At 49.0% G+C, this 16,443-nt stretch carries 21 protein-coding genes, 1 tRNA gene and 1 riboswitch; of the genes, 12 read left to right on the forward strand and 10 right to left on the reverse strand.

Annotated features, from left to right (window positions below):
• Nucleotides 1-693, forward strand: a 693-nt coding sequence (locus F3G95_RS09685) for a beta-methylgalactoside transporter (RefSeq protein WP_149794772.1), incomplete at its 5' end; no start/stop codon positions are given.
• 540 nt (nt 694-1,233) lie between these two features.
• The gene (locus tag F3G95_RS09690) at nt 1,234-1,548 is read left to right on the forward strand and encodes a hypothetical protein (protein WP_149794773.1); all 315 of its coding nucleotides are present in this window, start codon (nt 1,234-1,236) and stop codon (nt 1,546-1,548) included.
• A gap of 498 nt (nt 1,549-2,046) precedes the next feature.
• Here F3G95_RS09690 and F3G95_RS09695 read toward each other — a convergent pair whose 3' ends face one another.
• Nucleotides 2,047-3,417, reverse strand: a complete 1,371-nt coding sequence (locus tag F3G95_RS09695; protein ID WP_149794774.1) for an NCS2 family permease — start codon at nt 3,415-3,417, stop codon at nt 2,047-2,049.
• Nucleotides 3,418-3,725: 308 nt separating this feature from the next.
• A riboswitch (cyclic di-GMP riboswitch) is annotated at nt 3,726-3,819 on the forward strand.
• 81 nt (nt 3,820-3,900) lie between these two features.
• On the opposite strand from F3G95_RS09695, the gene F3G95_RS09700 reads away from it, so the two are divergent.
• From F3G95_RS09700 to F3G95_RS09710, 3 genes are all read left to right on the forward strand, one after another.
• Entirely contained in the window at nt 3,901-4,188 is a 288-nt protein-coding gene (locus tag F3G95_RS09700) for an Hpt domain-containing protein (protein ID WP_149794775.1), read from the forward strand.
• A gap of 101 nt (nt 4,189-4,289) precedes the next feature.
• Nucleotides 4,290-4,375: transfer RNA gene (locus tag F3G95_RS09705), tRNA-Tyr, on the forward strand.
• 152 nt (nt 4,376-4,527) lie between these two features.
• Entirely contained in the window at nt 4,528-4,779 is a 252-nt protein-coding gene (locus tag F3G95_RS09710) for a DUF6061 family protein (RefSeq protein ID WP_149794776.1), read from the forward strand.
• On the opposite strand, the gene F3G95_RS09715 is transcribed toward F3G95_RS09710, so the two are convergent.
• The 9 genes from F3G95_RS09715 to F3G95_RS09755 form a co-directional block, all read right to left on the reverse strand.
• A complete protein-coding gene (locus tag F3G95_RS09715; protein WP_243130343.1) occupies nt 4,768-5,922 on the reverse strand; it encodes a plasmid recombination protein in 1,155 nt (384 codons plus the stop codon). The two genes, F3G95_RS09710 and F3G95_RS09715, sit on opposite strands and share 12 nt — an antisense overlap.
• Before the next feature lie 231 nt (nt 5,923-6,153).
• The gene (locus F3G95_RS09720) at nt 6,154-6,720 is read right to left on the reverse strand and encodes a hypothetical protein (protein ID WP_120081589.1); all 567 of its coding nucleotides are present in this window, start codon (nt 6,718-6,720) and stop codon (nt 6,154-6,156) included.
• Between the two features lie 42 nt (nt 6,721-6,762).
• A complete protein-coding gene (locus F3G95_RS09725; RefSeq protein WP_149794777.1) occupies nt 6,763-7,509 on the reverse strand; it encodes a DUF3658 domain-containing protein in 747 nt (248 codons plus the stop codon).
• Entirely contained in the window at nt 7,451-7,855 is a 405-nt protein-coding gene (locus tag F3G95_RS09730) for a hypothetical protein (RefSeq protein ID WP_243130344.1), read from the reverse strand. The genes F3G95_RS09725 and F3G95_RS09730 overlap by 59 nt, the downstream gene beginning before the upstream one ends.
• A gap of 112 nt (nt 7,856-7,967) precedes the next feature.
• Nucleotides 7,968-8,246, reverse strand: coding sequence for a type II toxin-antitoxin system YafQ family toxin (locus F3G95_RS09735; RefSeq protein ID WP_015517764.1), 279 nt, complete (start codon nt 8,244-8,246; stop codon nt 7,968-7,970).
• Complete coding sequence (locus F3G95_RS09740) at nt 8,239-8,505, reverse strand: type II toxin-antitoxin system RelB/DinJ family antitoxin (RefSeq protein WP_120081586.1); 267 nt, start codon at nt 8,503-8,505, stop codon at nt 8,239-8,241. Before F3G95_RS09740 ends, F3G95_RS09735 begins: the two co-directional genes overlap by 8 nt.
• 252 nt (nt 8,506-8,757) lie before the next feature.
• The gene (locus F3G95_RS09745) at nt 8,758-9,333 is read right to left on the reverse strand and encodes a hypothetical protein (RefSeq protein ID WP_120081585.1); all 576 of its coding nucleotides are present in this window, start codon (nt 9,331-9,333) and stop codon (nt 8,758-8,760) included.
• Nucleotides 9,334-9,426: 93 nt separating this feature from the next.
• On the reverse strand, nt 9,427-9,603 hold the full coding sequence (locus tag F3G95_RS09750; protein WP_236131602.1) for a hypothetical protein: 177 nt from the start codon (nt 9,601-9,603) through the stop codon (nt 9,427-9,429).
• Between the two features lie 17 nt (nt 9,604-9,620).
• Nucleotides 9,621-10,886, reverse strand: coding sequence for a plasmid recombination protein (locus tag F3G95_RS09755; protein ID WP_149794779.1), 1,266 nt, complete (start codon nt 10,884-10,886; stop codon nt 9,621-9,623).
• Between the two features lie 673 nt (nt 10,887-11,559).
• On the opposite strand from F3G95_RS09755, the gene F3G95_RS09765 reads away from it, so the two are divergent.
• From F3G95_RS09765 to F3G95_RS09795, 7 genes are all read left to right on the forward strand, one after another.
• Nucleotides 11,560-12,390 carry a helix-turn-helix transcriptional regulator gene (locus tag F3G95_RS09765; protein ID WP_149794781.1) on the forward strand — a complete coding sequence of 277 codons (831 nt, stop codon included), beginning with the start codon at nt 11,560-11,562 and terminating at the stop codon, nt 12,388-12,390.
• Entirely contained in the window at nt 12,374-13,039 is a 666-nt protein-coding gene (locus tag F3G95_RS09770; RefSeq protein ID WP_149794782.1) for a sigma-70 family RNA polymerase sigma factor, read from the forward strand. Before F3G95_RS09765 ends, F3G95_RS09770 begins: the two co-directional genes overlap by 17 nt.
• 64 nt (nt 13,040-13,103) lie before the next feature.
• Nucleotides 13,104-13,634, forward strand: a complete 531-nt coding sequence (locus F3G95_RS09775) for a sigma-70 family RNA polymerase sigma factor (RefSeq protein ID WP_149794783.1) — start codon at nt 13,104-13,106, stop codon at nt 13,632-13,634.
• Nucleotides 13,627-14,316: a DUF4367 domain-containing protein gene (locus F3G95_RS09780; RefSeq protein WP_149794784.1), complete on the forward strand. Its 690-nt coding sequence runs from the start codon at nt 13,627-13,629 to the stop codon at nt 14,314-14,316. Before F3G95_RS09775 ends, F3G95_RS09780 begins: the two co-directional genes overlap by 8 nt.
• Nucleotides 14,317-14,463: 147 nt before the next feature.
• Entirely contained in the window at nt 14,464-15,447 is a 984-nt protein-coding gene (locus F3G95_RS09785; RefSeq protein ID WP_243130345.1) for a hypothetical protein, read from the forward strand.
• A 92-nt stretch (nt 15,448-15,539) separates the two neighbouring features.
• Entirely contained in the window at nt 15,540-15,860 is a 321-nt protein-coding gene (locus tag F3G95_RS09790) for a hypothetical protein (protein WP_242983423.1), read from the forward strand.
• Entirely contained in the window at nt 15,857-16,396 is a 540-nt protein-coding gene (locus F3G95_RS09795) for a hypothetical protein (protein WP_149794785.1), read from the forward strand. Before F3G95_RS09790 ends, F3G95_RS09795 begins: the two co-directional genes overlap by 4 nt.
• Nucleotides 16,397-16,443: the final 47 nt, after the last annotated feature.

Raw genomic sequence — 16,443 nt, forward strand, 5'->3', positions numbered from 1 at the left:
ATGCCCACCCTGCCCACCCCCGTGGTCTTCATCCTCGTCATCGCCATCTGCGCCATCGTGGGTCTGTGCAACGGCCTCGTGGTCAGCTACCTGAAGGTCCAGCCCTTCATCGCTACCCTGGGTATGCAGCAGGTGGTCTACGGTATCTGCCTGGTCTACACCGGCGGTACCCCCATCGGCTCTCTGAACAAGGACTTCACCTCTCTGGCCTCCAACACCCTCTTCGGTGTTCCTGTGCTGATCATCATCGCCCTCTTCGTGGCCTGCTGCTTCTGGTTCCTGTACAACAAGACCCGTCACGGCAAGTATATGTACGCCATCGGCGGCAACGAGGCTGCTGCTGAGGTGGCCGGTGTCAATGTTTACGCCACCAAGATCCGCATCTACATCCTGGCCTCCTGCATGTTCGGTCTGGCAGGCTGCCTGCTGGCTGCAAAGTCCGGCGGCGCATCCGTCAACACTGCAATGGGCTATGAGCTGGACGCTATCGCAGCTTCTACCATCGGCGGCGTCTCCACCACCGGCGGTGTCGGTACTGTCCCCGGCATCCTCGTCGGCGTGCTGGTCTTTGAGCTGATGAAGGTCGCTCTGCAGTTCATGAACGTCAACTCTTCTTACACTTACATCGTGCAGGGCCTTGTCATCATCGTGGCTGTTGCGATCGATATTCGCAAGTACCTCGCAAAGAAGTAATTTCCCCAAGAGAGCGCCTATCGGGCCGTCCACTCGTTGCAGTGGGCGGCCCACTTTGTTATAATAAGAGCAGCCCTCTCAGTCTGCTTCGCAGACAGCTCTCCCAGAGGGAGAGCCATTGGCAAGCCGGGAAACTTTGAGCTGACCGCTGAAGGTCTGATAGGACGCAAAAGGGAGGGCCTTGCCACAGAGGGCAGATACTTCTGGACAAATCTATTTTGTCGATCTGCTGTGAATCCAGACAGCGGAGCACTACCGTTTCCGAGACATCGTGCTTTGCTCGTCCAGTGGAAGCCTGACCGACACGCCAGAGGCTCCCCCTTTGGGGGAGCTGGCGAACGAAGTGAGACTGAGAGGGCAAGGATGCTGCCAGAGAAACATAAGCATGGCGATAACATGGTTTTTGACAAGGAGCCAGTGTATCGCTGTAGGGAGGCTCTGTCGCACCGAGCTTGCCCTCTCAGGCGCTCACGCGCCAGCTCTCCCAAAGGGAGAGCCTTCCCGAAAAGGAAAACTTCATCTAAAAACAGGAGAAACACTATGACCGAAAAAGAACAAACCGCCCGCGAGGCGGAGCTGGCCCGGCGGGAAGCTGCTCTGGCAGCTCGTGAAGCTCAGCTGGAACAGGAGCAGGCCAAGTTCGAAGCAGCCCGTGCAGAGGCTCCGAAGGGCCGCAAAACGCTCCTCAACAACAATGACCCCGATTTCGTCAACCCGAAAGAGAAGCTCTACGATAAATTCCCGCTGACGGTCCACCAGATGGACATCATCATCGGGGTGCTGTTCGCCCTCATCGTCCTGTTTCTGGTGCTGGGCTTCACCCACACCAGCTTTTTCGGGCTGTTCGGCGGCTAAGATGCGGAATACCACACCGGCAAGGTGAAGCACCACACGGAAGAAACGCCCGAAAAGGAGAGCATCCACTACGACAATGCGGCCATCCCCGAGGTGCATCTGCATCATAAAAAGTAGGCGGCTGCTTGACAATGTGCAGGGAATGACGTATACTGAACTTGCGAGAACGCGGTAAGTAAAATCCATTCATACTTACAAGCAAAAGAGAGAAGCCCTCCGGTAGTAGTGATACCGAAGGGCTTCTGCTTTTAGTGCTTGGGCTTCTTGCGAGAGAACTCTACCATGTAGTCGAGCAGCTTACAAACACAATGGTCTGTGATTCCTGCGAGGACTGCGACGATAAACGCGGTAATCCCGTCCATACTTACACCTCCTTCCGTATTAAGCGGACGGAGAAGAAACCGTAAGCACAAGCTGAGTATATCATATATTTCGACAGAGTACAACGAAAAAGGCCCTTCGCCAGACGGCGAAGGGCCTTTGCTTTGCAGTGATTTTTTACAGCAGGACGTACTTCAGGATGAAGAGAACGGTCAGCACATACATGAGGGGGCTGATCTTCTTCTCCTTGGCCTTGCCGGTGACCACATTGACGATGGTCCAGGAGATGACGCCGATGGCGATGCCCTCAGAGATGCTGTAGGCAGTGGGCATAGCCAGGATGGTCAGGAAGGCGGGAATGCCCTCGCTGGGGTCGGAAAAGTCGATCTTGATGGCAGAACCCATCATGTAGAAGCCCACGATGATGAGGGCCGGAGCCGTTGCAAAGGAAGGAATGGTCAGGAACAGGGGGCTGAATACCACGGCCAGCAGGAAGAGGATACCGGTGGTCATGGAGGTCAGGCCGGTGCGGCCGCCCTCGGTGACGCCGGAAGCGCTCTCGACGAAGGTGGTGGTGGTGGAAGTACCCAGCACAGCGCCGGCGCAGGTGGCGATGGAGTCGGCCATCAGAGCGCCCTTGATGCGGGGAAGCTTGCCCTCCTCGTCCAGCATATCGGCCTTGGAAGCAACACCGATGAGGGTGCCAAGGGTGTCGAACAGGTCAACGAAGAGGAAAGAGAACATGACGGCGAAGAAGTTCAGGATGCCCACGCCGGAGAAATCGGTCTTGAACACCTGACCAAAGGTCTTGCCCAGAGCGGAGAAGTCGAAGCTGACGAAGCTGGTGGGGATGACGGAGTACATACCGGCGTCGGGGTTCGGCACATAGATGCCGGTCAGCTCGCAGACGATGCCCAGCACCCAGGTGATGAGGATGCCGTAGAGGATGCCGCCCTTGACCTTCTTCACCAGCAGGATGGCGGTGATGGCCACGCCCAGCAGTGCGAGGATGGCGCCCACGCCCACAGAGGAGAAGGTCTCGCCCTTGAAGTGCTGGTAGGTGACGAGGGTGGAGTCGCTGTTGACGATGAGCTTTGCGTTCTGCAGGCCGACAAAGGCAACGAACAGGCCGATGCCCACGCTGACTGCGCTCTTGAGGGTCATGGGGATGGCGTTGAAGATGCCCTCACGGACGTTGGTCAGGCTCAGCACGATGAAGATGATGCCCTCGACAAAGACGGCCATCAGGGCCAGCTGCCAGCTGTAGCCCATCGTGAGGACGACGGTATAGGCAAAGTAGGCGTTCAGGCCCATGCCGGGAGCCAGCGCGAAGGGGTAGTTGGCCAGCAGAGCCATCAGGGCAGTGCCGACGAAGGATGCCAGAGAGGTGGCGATCAGGACGGCATTTGCATCCATGCCGGAAGCGGAAAGGATGCTGGGGTTGACCGCAAGGATGTAGGCCATCGTCATGAAGGTGGTGATGCCTGCCATGACCTCGGTCTTGACGTCGGTGTGGTTTTCTTTCAGGTGAAAGATTTTTTCGAACATGAAAGTTCCTCCTGTTTGTGTGTGAAACTCCCGCCGCCCGCAAGCGGCCGGGAAAGAACAAAGACTATTGTAGCACTCCCGCCGGATGCTTGTCCACCGAAAAAATACAAAAAATTCATAATTCTGCAAAATTTGACGAATGAGTATGACTTTTAAGAGGGGGCTTTTGTGAAGCGTGCATGAAAATATCGATCATTGTATTGACAAAACGCGAAACGAGTTGACATTAAAAAATGTCGGTGCTATACTATAAAAACAGAGGCTGGTCCAATGGAACATTGTGCTTCCGAAATGGACTCTGAAAACAGAATCGTTGTTGGCAAACCTGATGTGAGTCAGGGACGCAAAGCCAGGAGCTTTCTGCTTTATTTCCTGCAAGCAGAAGGTAGTTCGGCTGCAATAGTTTTCCCCGCGAGGGGGTGGCTATTGCAGTCTTTTTTTTGTGTCTATGGCTTTTTCGGGCGATTGAAGGAAAGGAAAAGAATGACAGTTAAGGAATGTTACAGCCAGATGAACGGAGACTATAACAATGTCCTGAGCCGTTTTTACGATGAGGCAATGATAAAGCGCCTGCTGGGCAGGTTTATCGACGACACCAGCTTTCGTGCGCTGGAACAGGCGATGGCCGAGGGCGACGTGCAGGCGGCGTTCAATGCGGCGCATACCCTCCCGGGCTTTTTATACATTATAGCAGTTTGCGTTTTTAATGCACAAGCAACATCCGCAAACTGCATATCGCAAAGATGCCGTTTTGACCGGCACTATTTTTGAAAATTGCGATAAAAGAAAAAGAAATGAAAAAAGAGGTTGACAAATCCAGAAACCTATGATAAACTAAGCAAGTCGTCCGGCAACGGACACGAAAAGAATATGGGCGTGTTCCCGAGTGGCCAATGGGGACAGACTGTAAATCTGCTGCTTTTCAGCTTCGGTGGTTCGAATCCACCCGCGCCCACCAAACAAGAAAAATCCGAACCTGTTTCCGATTGGAGAAGGGTTCGGATTTTTCGTTTTCTTCGGGTTTGAAAATGAAGGCTCCCGTGGACGACGCAAAACTCCGATACCTTGTCATAGACCGTAAGCCACTAACAAGATTTGGAGGGTATGATTATGAAGTACGATGCAAGGGCTTGCCATTTCAACATGGATACCGGGTGCGTGGAACTGCTACTCCGGGATGGGAGAAAAATTTCCATTGACGGCACCGGGGTCGAGGATGCGCTGGACGTGACTATGGCACAGCAGACGGAACTGGACTACCTCATCTACAATGATCCGCTGGGCTATGCAGATTTGATTCTGAACGGTGACCCGGAGGAATATTTGAAGAATGTGGCCGGGAGCCATAGGTTAGAAGATTAAGGACAAAAAAATAAAGTGTTCTTCCAGAAAGTCTAGCATCCGACCGATACCGTCCGTCAGACGCTCGGTGAAGCCGCGTTCCTCATGCAGCTCAGATTGCAGATAATAATTCTCGTCCCGCAGCCTACGGTTTTCCTGTTCAAGCCGCTGCTGCCGCTGTGCTTCTTCCAGCCGCTTTTGCATGGACGGCACTTGCGACCGCAGACGGGTGTTTTCCGCTGTCAACTCTTTTACCTTTTGCCGATCCGTCACGCTGCGCAGCGCCATTTTCTTTAATTGCTCGACTTGATCCACCGTCACGCCCTTTACTGCCCCTGTGAGCGTCTTTTCTGGCTGAATATCCTTCATGGATACATTTACCCTGTCTGCCTCCTTTAAGAGCCGTACAGTGCCTTTCAGAGCGTCTCGTTGCCGTTCCAGCTCGGCAACTTCCTGCTCAACTGCCGCTGTCTGCTGCTGCACCGCTTCCAGTCTCGCCGCCGCTTCCTTGAACTGCGGTAAGTCCATGTGTGGTCTGTTCGTGCCGAGAGAGATAATTTCAAAATCGTGCCGCTGGGCAATCTCCGTCAGAGCTTCTTTCTCTCGCTCCATCCACGCCGCCCATTCAGTCTGCTTTCTGCCGACACCAACAAACCCCTGCTGCTTCAACGCCTGTTTCATGGATACCCTGGTCGCAAGTCCTCTGGACTGCTCCGTTGCCACAGGGATAAAATCGACATGGAGATGGGGCGTTGCCTCGTCCATGTGCAGCACCATATTGAACACCCGCAGATGGGGGTTGCGTTCTGCAAAGGAATCCGCAAAATCTTTCAGAGCTGCCGCAGCCCGTTCTCCATCCGGCGTACCGCACCCACAGTCGCTCATGTTGCCGATCTGGAAGATCGCTTCATGGAACAGCTTTTCCTGTTTGCTCTGCCGGATATGCTCATAGTAGTCCGGTATCTTATCTCTCGTTTTGGTTTTCTTTGCGTTGTAGGCTGTGAGAGCTTCATCAAAAACCATGTGGTAGACCTGCTTCAGATCCTCGTTGCAAAAAGTGATATTCTGCTCCGTTCGGCTCTGGTCTACATTCGCCGCAGAGAAGCTACGGTTGTTGTGCCGGATGCTTCCCGCACCTGTCATGCCCGAAATCGTAACTCCCATAAAATCGCCCCCTTTCCGCTTAATCTTCCGTTCTCTATTTTATCATAAACTTCCGCTAAAAACAACCTCTTTGTTACTTTCTGGTGAGAAAGTAACGCAAAAGCACTTTCACACCGCCGCCCCCTTTTGTGCCCGGCAGTGTGAAAGTGCTTTGCGCGCTCCCGCGGGGAGAAAGGGGCCAATTGCTATTATGCTACAACTGGCCCCTTTCACTAAAGTTAAATGTTAATTTTACGGAACAATGCCAGTAACCGTTCTCGATACAACACCACCAGAAATCTCGCCAGTAGCATCTACATCAATGTTAAAATCTGCGCTTATCGTAGTTCCAGAAGCAAAAGTTTTTCCTGTATATTTAAGACAGGTTAAGGTGTACTTAGGGATACCAAAATCATCCTGATAGTTGACGGAAATAGTCTTAGTCTTTGAGTAAGACCCTGTTGTCTTATACTTCCATACAATAGATCCTGTTATTTTTTGTAACAAGGTTGTTCGGCACTGCGCTATAATGGAAAAGTACAACTCATCAACATAGTGAATATTAGTAGTCACATTAACTGTTGCAATAGCTCGATTTCCTTGAACAGTATATGGGATTCCGCATTCTTCAAGTTCAGACTTCATCTCATCAAGTTCATCCAAACTCAAAGAAACTGGGATCTCAAATGTTTCTGAAGCTATAATACCTTGCTCTGCACTCATAGCCACATCTTCATCAGACGCCGCAAATGCCGTCATAGAAAGAGAGCACAACATTACAACCGCCAAGAACAGAGAAACAAGTCTTTTTCTTATCATACTGAAATCTCCTTTTTTGATTATTTTTTAGGGAAAGTCAACTCAAAGCAAACTCAAAACATTGGAAACCCTCCATTCTATATATCTGGGGTTTAACCCAAAACCGTACTTACGCCTTAGCGACAATTGAATATCTGGCAAAATATCTGCCAGCACTATGTTCCCTTTTTGGGGGAGAACACAGCTAATATCTGTATCAAAATAGTCATCTTGAACATTCACAACTTTATTTTTATAAAAAATTCTTAAGTTACTCTGATTTTGTATGATTAGACTCCACTCATCAGAAATAGCTTCGATCTGAGCAGCAGATAACATAACGCAATCTTTTTTCAGCGAATCGGCTATCTCTCCTGGGGAGAAATCACTATAACTAATAATACCTTGCAATTGCGGTCTACTAACGTAAATAGTAATCGCTACATCTCGAAAAAAAGTTATTGCTGCAAACAAACCACAAATTTCAGCAGGGCAAAAGCTATATAAAATAGTCAACGGGTGTTCAGCTAAAGAATTTTTCGCAAGCGACACATCACTAAAATCTGCCCAATTTATATACTGTAGCATATCACCATCTGTTACAGCAAAAATCGAAAAATCTTTTGAACAATAATACACCCTCTGAATTCCTCCTGCTTTTAATGAATTAAATAAATTTCTATCAAAAACAAGATAATTCATAGCATCTATTTTTTTCATTATGCAACCACTTTCTCCATCTTTATATCTCCTAACTGTCTTCGCCAAAAAACAACCGACTAAACCACCCTCTTTTTTGAGGTTTATCATCCACCACTTCTCGCATTTCCCCACCAGAAGTCAACCTCTGTTGAAGTGTTCCCGCATGAAGTGCCTGAGCTACCTGTGCGGTCTGTTGCGCCGCCACCAATGCCGAGCTGACATCTGCCAGTCTTGCGTTCAGTTCCTCGATCTGCTTATCCTTTACTTCAAGCTGCTCATTTTTACGGTCTAATTCCCTTTGCAACATGGAAATCAACACATCTTCCGAGGTTTCGCAACTTGCTTTCGCCGGTTGCGAAACTTGGTTTCGCCCATCACCTAAATAATGCTGATATATAGCGGTTTTTTTGGCTTTCGCTGATTGCGAAACTTCCTTTCGCATCTTTCGAAACATGGTTTCGCCGACACCACGCTCTGACCGCCTGTTCTGACACGCCACATTCTGCCGCTATTTCCGTTATAACACCCGCCATATATCATCACCACTCTTTCGTTTGGATCGATTCTCAAAACAAATCGCTATGAGAACCCGTCCTAATCAATTTCAAAATTAAAGTCTCTCTGACAACCTTGTAAACAAGCAACCAATCCGGCTCAATGTGGCACTCTCTCATGTCCTTATAGTTTCTGGAATTAGTGAGAGCGTGATCTCGGTATGCCTCCGGCAATGGTTGCTCATTGCATAACAGCGTAATGACTTCTTCCAGCTTCTTCGGATTGCAGCCCCGTTTTACCGCAAGCTTATAATCTCGTTTGAACTGCCCCGTAAACTCCGGCTTAAGCATTAAGTGCCTCCATCAAATCACAGACGCTGTCAAACGGGCCAAACATATCCTCGCCCTTGTCTGCCGCTTCCATCGCAGCATAGGTAGTGGCGTTCGGCTCGTCAACCTTGACCTCAAAGGGAAGTCCATGACACCTAAGTGCCTGGCGATAAAAAATCCCCGTTGCCGTACTCAAATCCATTCCCAAAGTCTTAAAAAGAGCTGCCGCCTGTGCTTTCAGCTCCGGCTCCATTCTAATCGTCATATTTCCTTTAGCCATACATAGCACTCCTTTCTCATCACATAGCTTGCACTTATATTATACTCAACATTCATTCGTTTTGCAAGTGCGTTGCAAATATTATTTGTATCTTTTCTGTGAACACCGTTTTTCTATATGGTAACACCGCAGCGTGCACATTTAAGGGTTGAAAAAGCCTTATTTTATGCGGTTTTCCAGCCTCGTTTTTGGTGGGTGGTAATAAAACCCTTACCCGCCTCCAAAACGCCTTACAGGGCATTTCTGGTGCGTTTACAGCCCTTTCTTAAAATTCTCCACCAACAAATCGCTCAAAGCCTGTGACGGGCGTATTTTGACCGTTATATGCCCCTCCGGTATAGTGTCCCACCATTTGCGAATGGTGGGATAAGTCAATCCCGTCTCCCTTTTGCAATGGCTTTTCGTTCCCCCCGGATGTTGCTGCCGCCATTCATAGACCGTTTTCTGCGCCGTTCCGCTTCCAGATGGGCGTCCACCATTCGTACATTCCCCGATGCCAACCTTAAATTGTCTATTCATATTCATGTACTGCATGTGGAGTTTTTGTGATCGTCCATTCCGTCTATTCCTCTCGATACGAACATCGGTCAGAGCTTCAATATCAGAAATCGTGAAATTGTAATACTCCTTGTCGTAGGCCTCCAGCGCACTCCGTATATCTTCCTCGGTCAATGCGTTCTCATGCTTCACCATCTGTAGATCATCAAAAGCCTGTTTCATGTCCTGCCGGAGCTGCTGCTTCGACACACCGCATTTGTAGGCATAAATGGCAAGACACATCAGAAAGAAATACCGATGCCCACCCTTTATCTCCCCGATCTGCCGCATCCACCAATGGAGGTGTGCCCAACTGGACACACCTCGGTGAGATACATCTATATAAGGCAGGGCGTTCCCTTTACTGGGAGCGTCCTGCTGTTTTTATGCTGCAACAGGCAAGGCTTGTAGAGCTTCCTGCTCTTTCAGCCATTCCTCATATTCACGCTGGCCTTCCTCGCTGTTGAAAAACTCAACCATGGAGGGATAAAAGCAACGTGCCAGCGCCTTGATTGCTTCATCCGGGTAGCCGGATTTGTTCGACTTCTTCTTTTTGTTCAAATGGTATCCTCCGAAAATCAAAGTTCCATATCCTGCCCACGCTTGCGGTTTCGCTGCGACACATTCATGGTGCGCTCCTGCTTGGGGGCAAGAATCTTTTCCAGAAAGCCGCGCACCAGTTCGGGCGCACGGTGGAGAGCATCCAGATAAGGCTTCACATCATACCAAAGGTCGTGGTACTTGTTGCTCCAACGAACGGCCTCCTTCTTGGCGGTGGAAAGTTCTTCTTTCAAGCGGCGGTTCTCCACGTCCATCATATAGCCGTGGTCGGCTTGCTTTTTCAGCTTGGAAAATTCTTCTTCGGTCAGCGAGTAGTTGCCGAGGAAGGTGCGCTTGCCGATATAATCCAGATCACGCGCATGAATGAGGGCTTCTTTCGTGAGCGTGGTCTTTTTCTGAATGGAGGCAAGTTCTTTCTCCTTTTGGGAGAGGGCCTGACTGGTTTTGGCAAGCGATTGTGCCTGCTGGTCGGCTTGGGTGGTCAGGGTGTCCAGCCGTTCCTGCTCCCGCTGGACTTTGAACTGAGTGACAGTCAGGTGTTCTTCGGTGCTGCCACGCTCGCCGCGCTCCACATCGGTGTACCCGGCAGTACGCATATAGTTGAAGAAATCGTCTTGCAGGACGCTGTACGACTTCTTCAGGACTGGCTTGCCGTTCTTTTGCAGCACGGGCTTTCCGGCATCGTCCAGCAGGGGCTTGGATGCCCACTTCTTGCTCCGGCTGACCTGCATGACAGTCTCCTTGACGGTGCCGACCAGTGCCTTGTCCTTGCAGCGTTTCGACCAGAGGATTTGCTTTTCCACCACAGGCACATAGACCACATGAAGATGGTAGTGGTAGACCTCCCGACCTAATGCTTCGGTCATGGCGCGGTTGATCTCATCCGCGTGCATGACTGCCGAGAGGATATACTGCTCACCACCCACAATCTGCACAGCAGCTTTGTAGGCATCCTCATAGAACTGCTTGGCGAACTCGTAGCCACCGTGATTGTCAAAATAGGCCGAGTTGACATCAAAGACAAGTTCGCAGTAGTGGGTGGCATCCGGCTTCAGGCCGCGCGTGGAAATCGTACCAGCGGTTTCCAGTTGGGCGAATAGGTCAGTGTAGCTGGCGGTTGGCTTTTTGAAGTGGACGTTCCATGCAGCGCGCTGGGGGATAATATCGGGGTTCCGATAGCTGTCCTTTTCACGCTCATTGTGCTGCTGGGTGTTGCCAACGGCCTTATCCGAAACGGCGAGATTTCGGACACTGGTGCGGTCAACGCCATCGTTTCTTGCCAAAGGGCATCCCTCCTTTCAAGGTTCATCGAGAGGTGACGGGGAACGGAGATGCACTTCTGCGGAAGTGTAATAACCCACTATGACACTTTCATCCCTGCGGTCTGCAAAGTGTAGTGGGCTCTCCGAGGGGGAACGTCTCCTGCGGGAGAGCTACAATCAAGTTCGCACAATGCGAACTTGATTGCTCCGTACGCATCTGAAAAAATTGCGTACGGACTTCAAATAACCTGTACGGTTCGTACGGCGTACGGAAATCCAAAATACAAACGATAACACGTCTTAATTTGCTTCGATTCGCCGTACAGGTGCGTACAAGTACAGACCGTACAGGTTGTACGAACTTCTTCCGTGAAAAATGCACTTTTTACGGGCAGGGGTGGACAAGCGGTTCGATGCCTACAAAACCCCGCACCCTGCGGCCACCGGGCAGGGCGGTGTTATGCGTTGCACCAGAGTCCCCAGCGTGGGAACTCTGGTGTTTTTTGCTTCCTGCCTGAATATACGGAAAATTTTGCAGGAAAGGCGAAAAAGCGGCAGAACTGCAACGGAAAAAGAAAAAAGCCCTTACTGGTTGCAGATTTGCAACAGCAAGGGCAGAGGGGAAACCGTATATTGAACAAAACGGCAGAGCGTATTATAATGAGGAAAAAGCTCAAAAAGGAGGGCCGACCACATGGCACAGGAATATCTGCCCGCACCATCCAACATCCGTCTTGCGGACTTGATGAAAGAACACAACATCAGCCAACCAGAGCTTGCCAAGGAGATCGGCTGCTCCAAGAGCACCATCAGCCGCTTCATCAGCGGTGCGAAAGGAACCCTGACCCATGAGCAGGTGCTGAGGATTGCAAGGCTGTTCAACGTGTCTACGGATTTTCTGCTGGGAGAAACCAACATCCCCGACCGCAAAAATTACGACATTGCCGAACTGGGCTTGTCCGTAGAAGCTGCAAAGAACCTCTACACAGGGCGTGTCAATACAGAGGTGGTCAATCTGCTGCTGGAAAATGCCCGCTTCGCAGAGCTTACTTACCGCATAGCGCAGTATTTTGATGATACCTTTGCATCCGGCATCGCAGCACAGAATGCCATGCTCACGACATTGAGCACCCTGCTGCGCACAAAGGTCAAGACCCCGGAAGCAGCCAAAGCCGCAAAGGACATCAGCCTTCGGAGAAAGCCGGTGTACCAAGGCGACCTTGATGATATTGAAATGTACTTCATGGCGGCAATCAAGGAAATCAAAAAGGGCATCGGGAGCCATTACGCCGAACAGGAAGCCATGAGCAAGAAAGCGGCAGAGAAAATGTTCACCGAATTGACCAAAGGGCAGGATGTGCAGCACCCAACGATTACGGCAGAGCAGTTGACGGATGCAATGTTGGACAGTGTTTCGGGCATGGAAGGAGCCACGCCGGAGGCACTGGAACAGCTGCGGAACGGCCTGCTGGGAATCTTGCAGTCTGCCGCAGAGCAGGAAAACGCCCATGAAGCAGACGAATGAACGGCTTTGTGCGCTGGCACAGAAAGGCGATGCCGCCGCGCTGGACAGCCTGATCGACAACAACAAGTCCTTTATCGGCAAGGTGGCGAATGACCTTTTCCGCAGCATGAATCTGGCACAGTCCGGCCTGAACCTTGACACGGACGATTTGAAACAGGCGGGCAATCTGGGCTTATGGAAAGCTGTGTCGAAGTTTGATGCAGCCTGTGGCATGAAGTTCCTGACCTATGCGGCTCCTGCCATTCATAACGCTATGATGGACATGGTTCGGGATGCCTTTACTGCTTTTGAGCAGCGGATGGTGACGGAGGATAAGGACGGTATCTGCTACCAGCGCGTTTCGCTGGACGATGTTCTGCCGGGAGAAGAGCAGCTGCGGCGCATCGAAGCCATAGCCGACCCCTACGCCATGCAGCCGCAGAGTATTATGGAAGAGCAGGAATCGCGCCGGGAACTGTATGATGGTCTGAAACGGCTGACCCAGCGAGAGCAGACCTATCTGTTGTACCGCTATGGCTTTACTGATGGCAAGGAACATCCTTTGATTGGTACGGCGATATATTTCCACCTGACAAAAGGCCGCGCCCAAAAGACCGAGGAACAGGCTATGGATAACCTGTGGCTGGAATTGCCGTGGTGGTTTTTATGAATGGGCAGAGAGGAATTGTGTCAAATTGACATAATTCCTCCCGATAAGAGGGATGTGAGCGAAAATGCTGGCAATGTATCTGGCAGTTCTGGATGACCGGAGCAGCGAAGAACAGTTTATAGATGTATATAATACCTACAAACGGCTGGTCTACCATACCGCTTACAAAATTATGGGCGATTCGTATCTGGCAGAAGATGTACTGCAAGAGGTGTTTTTGTACGTTGCCAAAAATTTTTCTAAAATTCATCGAGAAAACTGTCACGAACTCGCTGCTTATCTCGTTAGTTGTAGTAGAAGCCGTGCATACGATATGCTTCGCAAGCAGCGGGAAGAACCGCTGGAAGAAATCCCGGACGCACCAGATGATGCCCCAGTGCCAGATGATGCAGCAGTCAGCACCGATAACATCCAACATCTGACAGAACTGATCGGACAGATGAAACCGATGTACCGTGATCCTCTTCGCCTTTTGGCAATGGGCTATACCAACCGGGAGATTGCCGAATCGCTTGGTCTGACGGACGAAGTGGTTCGGATGCGGCTTTTCCGTGGAAGAAAACTATTGTGGAAGGAGCTGGACAGCCATGAGTGAGCGGACGGAGGTCTCTTTTGATGCAGCTTTGATGATGGCGCTCCGTACAGATGCACAGAAAGAACTGGACGAGCTGCCAACTCCGGCACAGCTTAAGGAATGCTACCCGGACACTTCCCGATGGGATGCTCGCCTGAAAGCGGCATTGCATAAACGCCGCCCGGTGCTGAAGCGAGTGCTTGTTGCGGCCCTGACGCTGATAATTTTAACTCTCGGTGCGCTTGCAGTAAGCGCAGACTTCCGCAAGACAGTCTATACGATGATTCAGAAGTTCTTACCAATTGAGATGCAAGTCACTTATAAAGTTGAGGGAGAACCATTAGAGCAGCTTCCCGATGCGTATAGTGAACATTATGTACAAGTCGGATTTTGGCGTGACTATACGCAAGGCTATGATAAAAAGGAAACATTCTCTCATGCGTATGTTAATGCTGCCGGAGAAATCTATTTTGTGGATTGTTCAATTATAACCGCATACGGACAGATTGAAACATTCGATAATGAACATACCGTTTATACAACTGTAAAGATTGGAGATAAGGAAGCAACACTTGGAACAAGTGAGATTCCGGGGCAGGTCACCTGTTATATTTTGGTTTGGGAGGATGCTGGTGTTTCCTGCACAATTATGGGCGATGGTTCATTGGATGAGTTGATGAAGGTTGCAGAAAGTATTTATTAACGGCAAAATGCCTAGATATTTGTAGATGAGCACAAATGTGAGGATGGATTTTTGTTTAAGTAAACAAATTTGGAAAATCTTGCAACAAATGTGTTGGTTGCTGCGTTGTCTAAGTAAAAGCTTCTGATGGAAACAAACGGGAGGTGTATGCTCTATATGAAAAGGAGCTTCATTGCAATTTCGGTTGCGACAATCATAGGATTGTCAGCTTGCTCAACAAAAGTATCCTCTTCAACTTCTATGAACTCTCCTATATCGACATCGGTGACAAGCGAGCAGGAATTTTTATCTAATCTTGAAAACGCCAGCACAAGCCAAATACTGCAAAAGCTTAAAGAATCGGATGGTGGGTATACAGAAGATTGCTTTTCGGTGTTGACAAATCGTCTTATCAAATTCCCTCAAGACACACTGTATGTGTTGAAATATGACAAACTGATGAATGATAAAGACTTTCAGCAGCTTGTTTTATCCGGCATAAAAACAGAGCTTCCCTATAGAGGATCGGATGAAGAAAGAAATACGCTTTATCAGTATCTGGAATCCATCACTACTGATAAAGAATATGGACAAATCGCATCAGATATTTTAGGAGAACAAGCTGAAAACAAGGAGAAACCAAATCGGCAAATTGAATTTCAAACTGAAGAATTAGGACAAGCGAGCAGTGTTATTTCAATCGAACTTCCGCAAGGGTGGAAAATTCAAAAGAGAGAACAAACGCAACGTGCTGAAAATAAACCACTTGCTCTTGCAAGCCTGAATCCGTCTTATCCAGTATATGATATTTATGACAAAAATCATGTGTTGGTTGGCGCGGTTGGATACAGTACCTATGAACCATATGAAGGTGATAGAGATTCCGTGCAGATTGTTTACTCTGCACTTCGGCTAGGATCGGTTTACAGGTTTGACACGGATAATAAATACGATGTGATACAAACCACGGAACGCGGAACGACTGCACTTACAACGGTAATTTTTCAAGATGGTGCAAATTCAGAACCAGTAAACAATTTAGGCGTTCTCGCTTATGATAACGAGAAAGAATGCTTTGTTGCAATTGAACTTGAAGCAAGTTCTGTGTCGGAAAGCCAGGCATTGGAAATTGCAAAATCAATTCGCTTTTAGACATGATGGGAATAACGGTGTATAGGTGCCAGCAGATTAAGGAGAACAACTGTGAACAAAGTACCGTACTTTATGTCATTGCGGTACAGTCCTTGAAACCGGCAACGCTCCGAGATACTTTGACAGCAAGCCAATGGAGCGGTATGTGGTTCTTTTCTCTGGCATTTTTCGCCGTCATTTTTATGGAAATGCTGTCTGATTTCTTGCTGGTTACAGAACGCCGCAATACATGGAAAGCGTTAAATGGAAATGTCAGCGAAGCCGAATTTCACAATCTTCAGCAAATTGTCTTGTGCGAAAATCAGAAAGTTTCCATTGAGAAAAAACTTGCAAGTACGATACTACTGGTTCTGATGATATGTGCAACTGCTGCATTTGTATGGCTCACTTTTTGGTATAAGGTTTTGTTATGAAAGAGATAATTATTGAACCACATATTGGAATTGGACAATTAAAATTAGGCATGACATCAGATGAATTAGAAAATGCTCTTCTACAAATGAAGAAACAGTGGTCGAATTCTTCTGATGAAGCAATGCAAATGGAATGTTGTGCGGAAACCGATGACCCTAATTTGATAACCGGACGATATATGGATAATGATTCGTTCTTTCTTGTGCAGTATCGGAACGGAAAAGCTGCTGAAATCGGCATCCAGCGTGATTTGTCTAAAGTGGCATCAATAAAATTGTTCGGGATGGATATGTTTAATACAGCCGCCGAGTGTATTATTGATAGCTTAATGAAAAAGGACAACGTTATTTGCAACGAAAAGGACTTGCAACTGGGAACGGAATATTTTTTTCCCGAAATTGGAGTCCGACTCTGGAGAGAGCGAGCATTTCATCCCAAACTGTTGAAAGACCCGCTATACATGGAAGAAATGCAGGCGGTATTAGAAGATGAATACCAGTATCAGTATTTTCAGATGGTTACTGTGATGGGTTGAATTGCTAACGATTAATGGGATTTGATATAACTTTTCCGCTTGTAGTA

The organism is Faecalibacterium sp. Marseille-P9312, from assembly GCF_902497445.1.
GTDB lineage: Bacteria > Bacillota > Clostridia > Oscillospirales > Ruminococcaceae > Faecalibacterium > Faecalibacterium longum.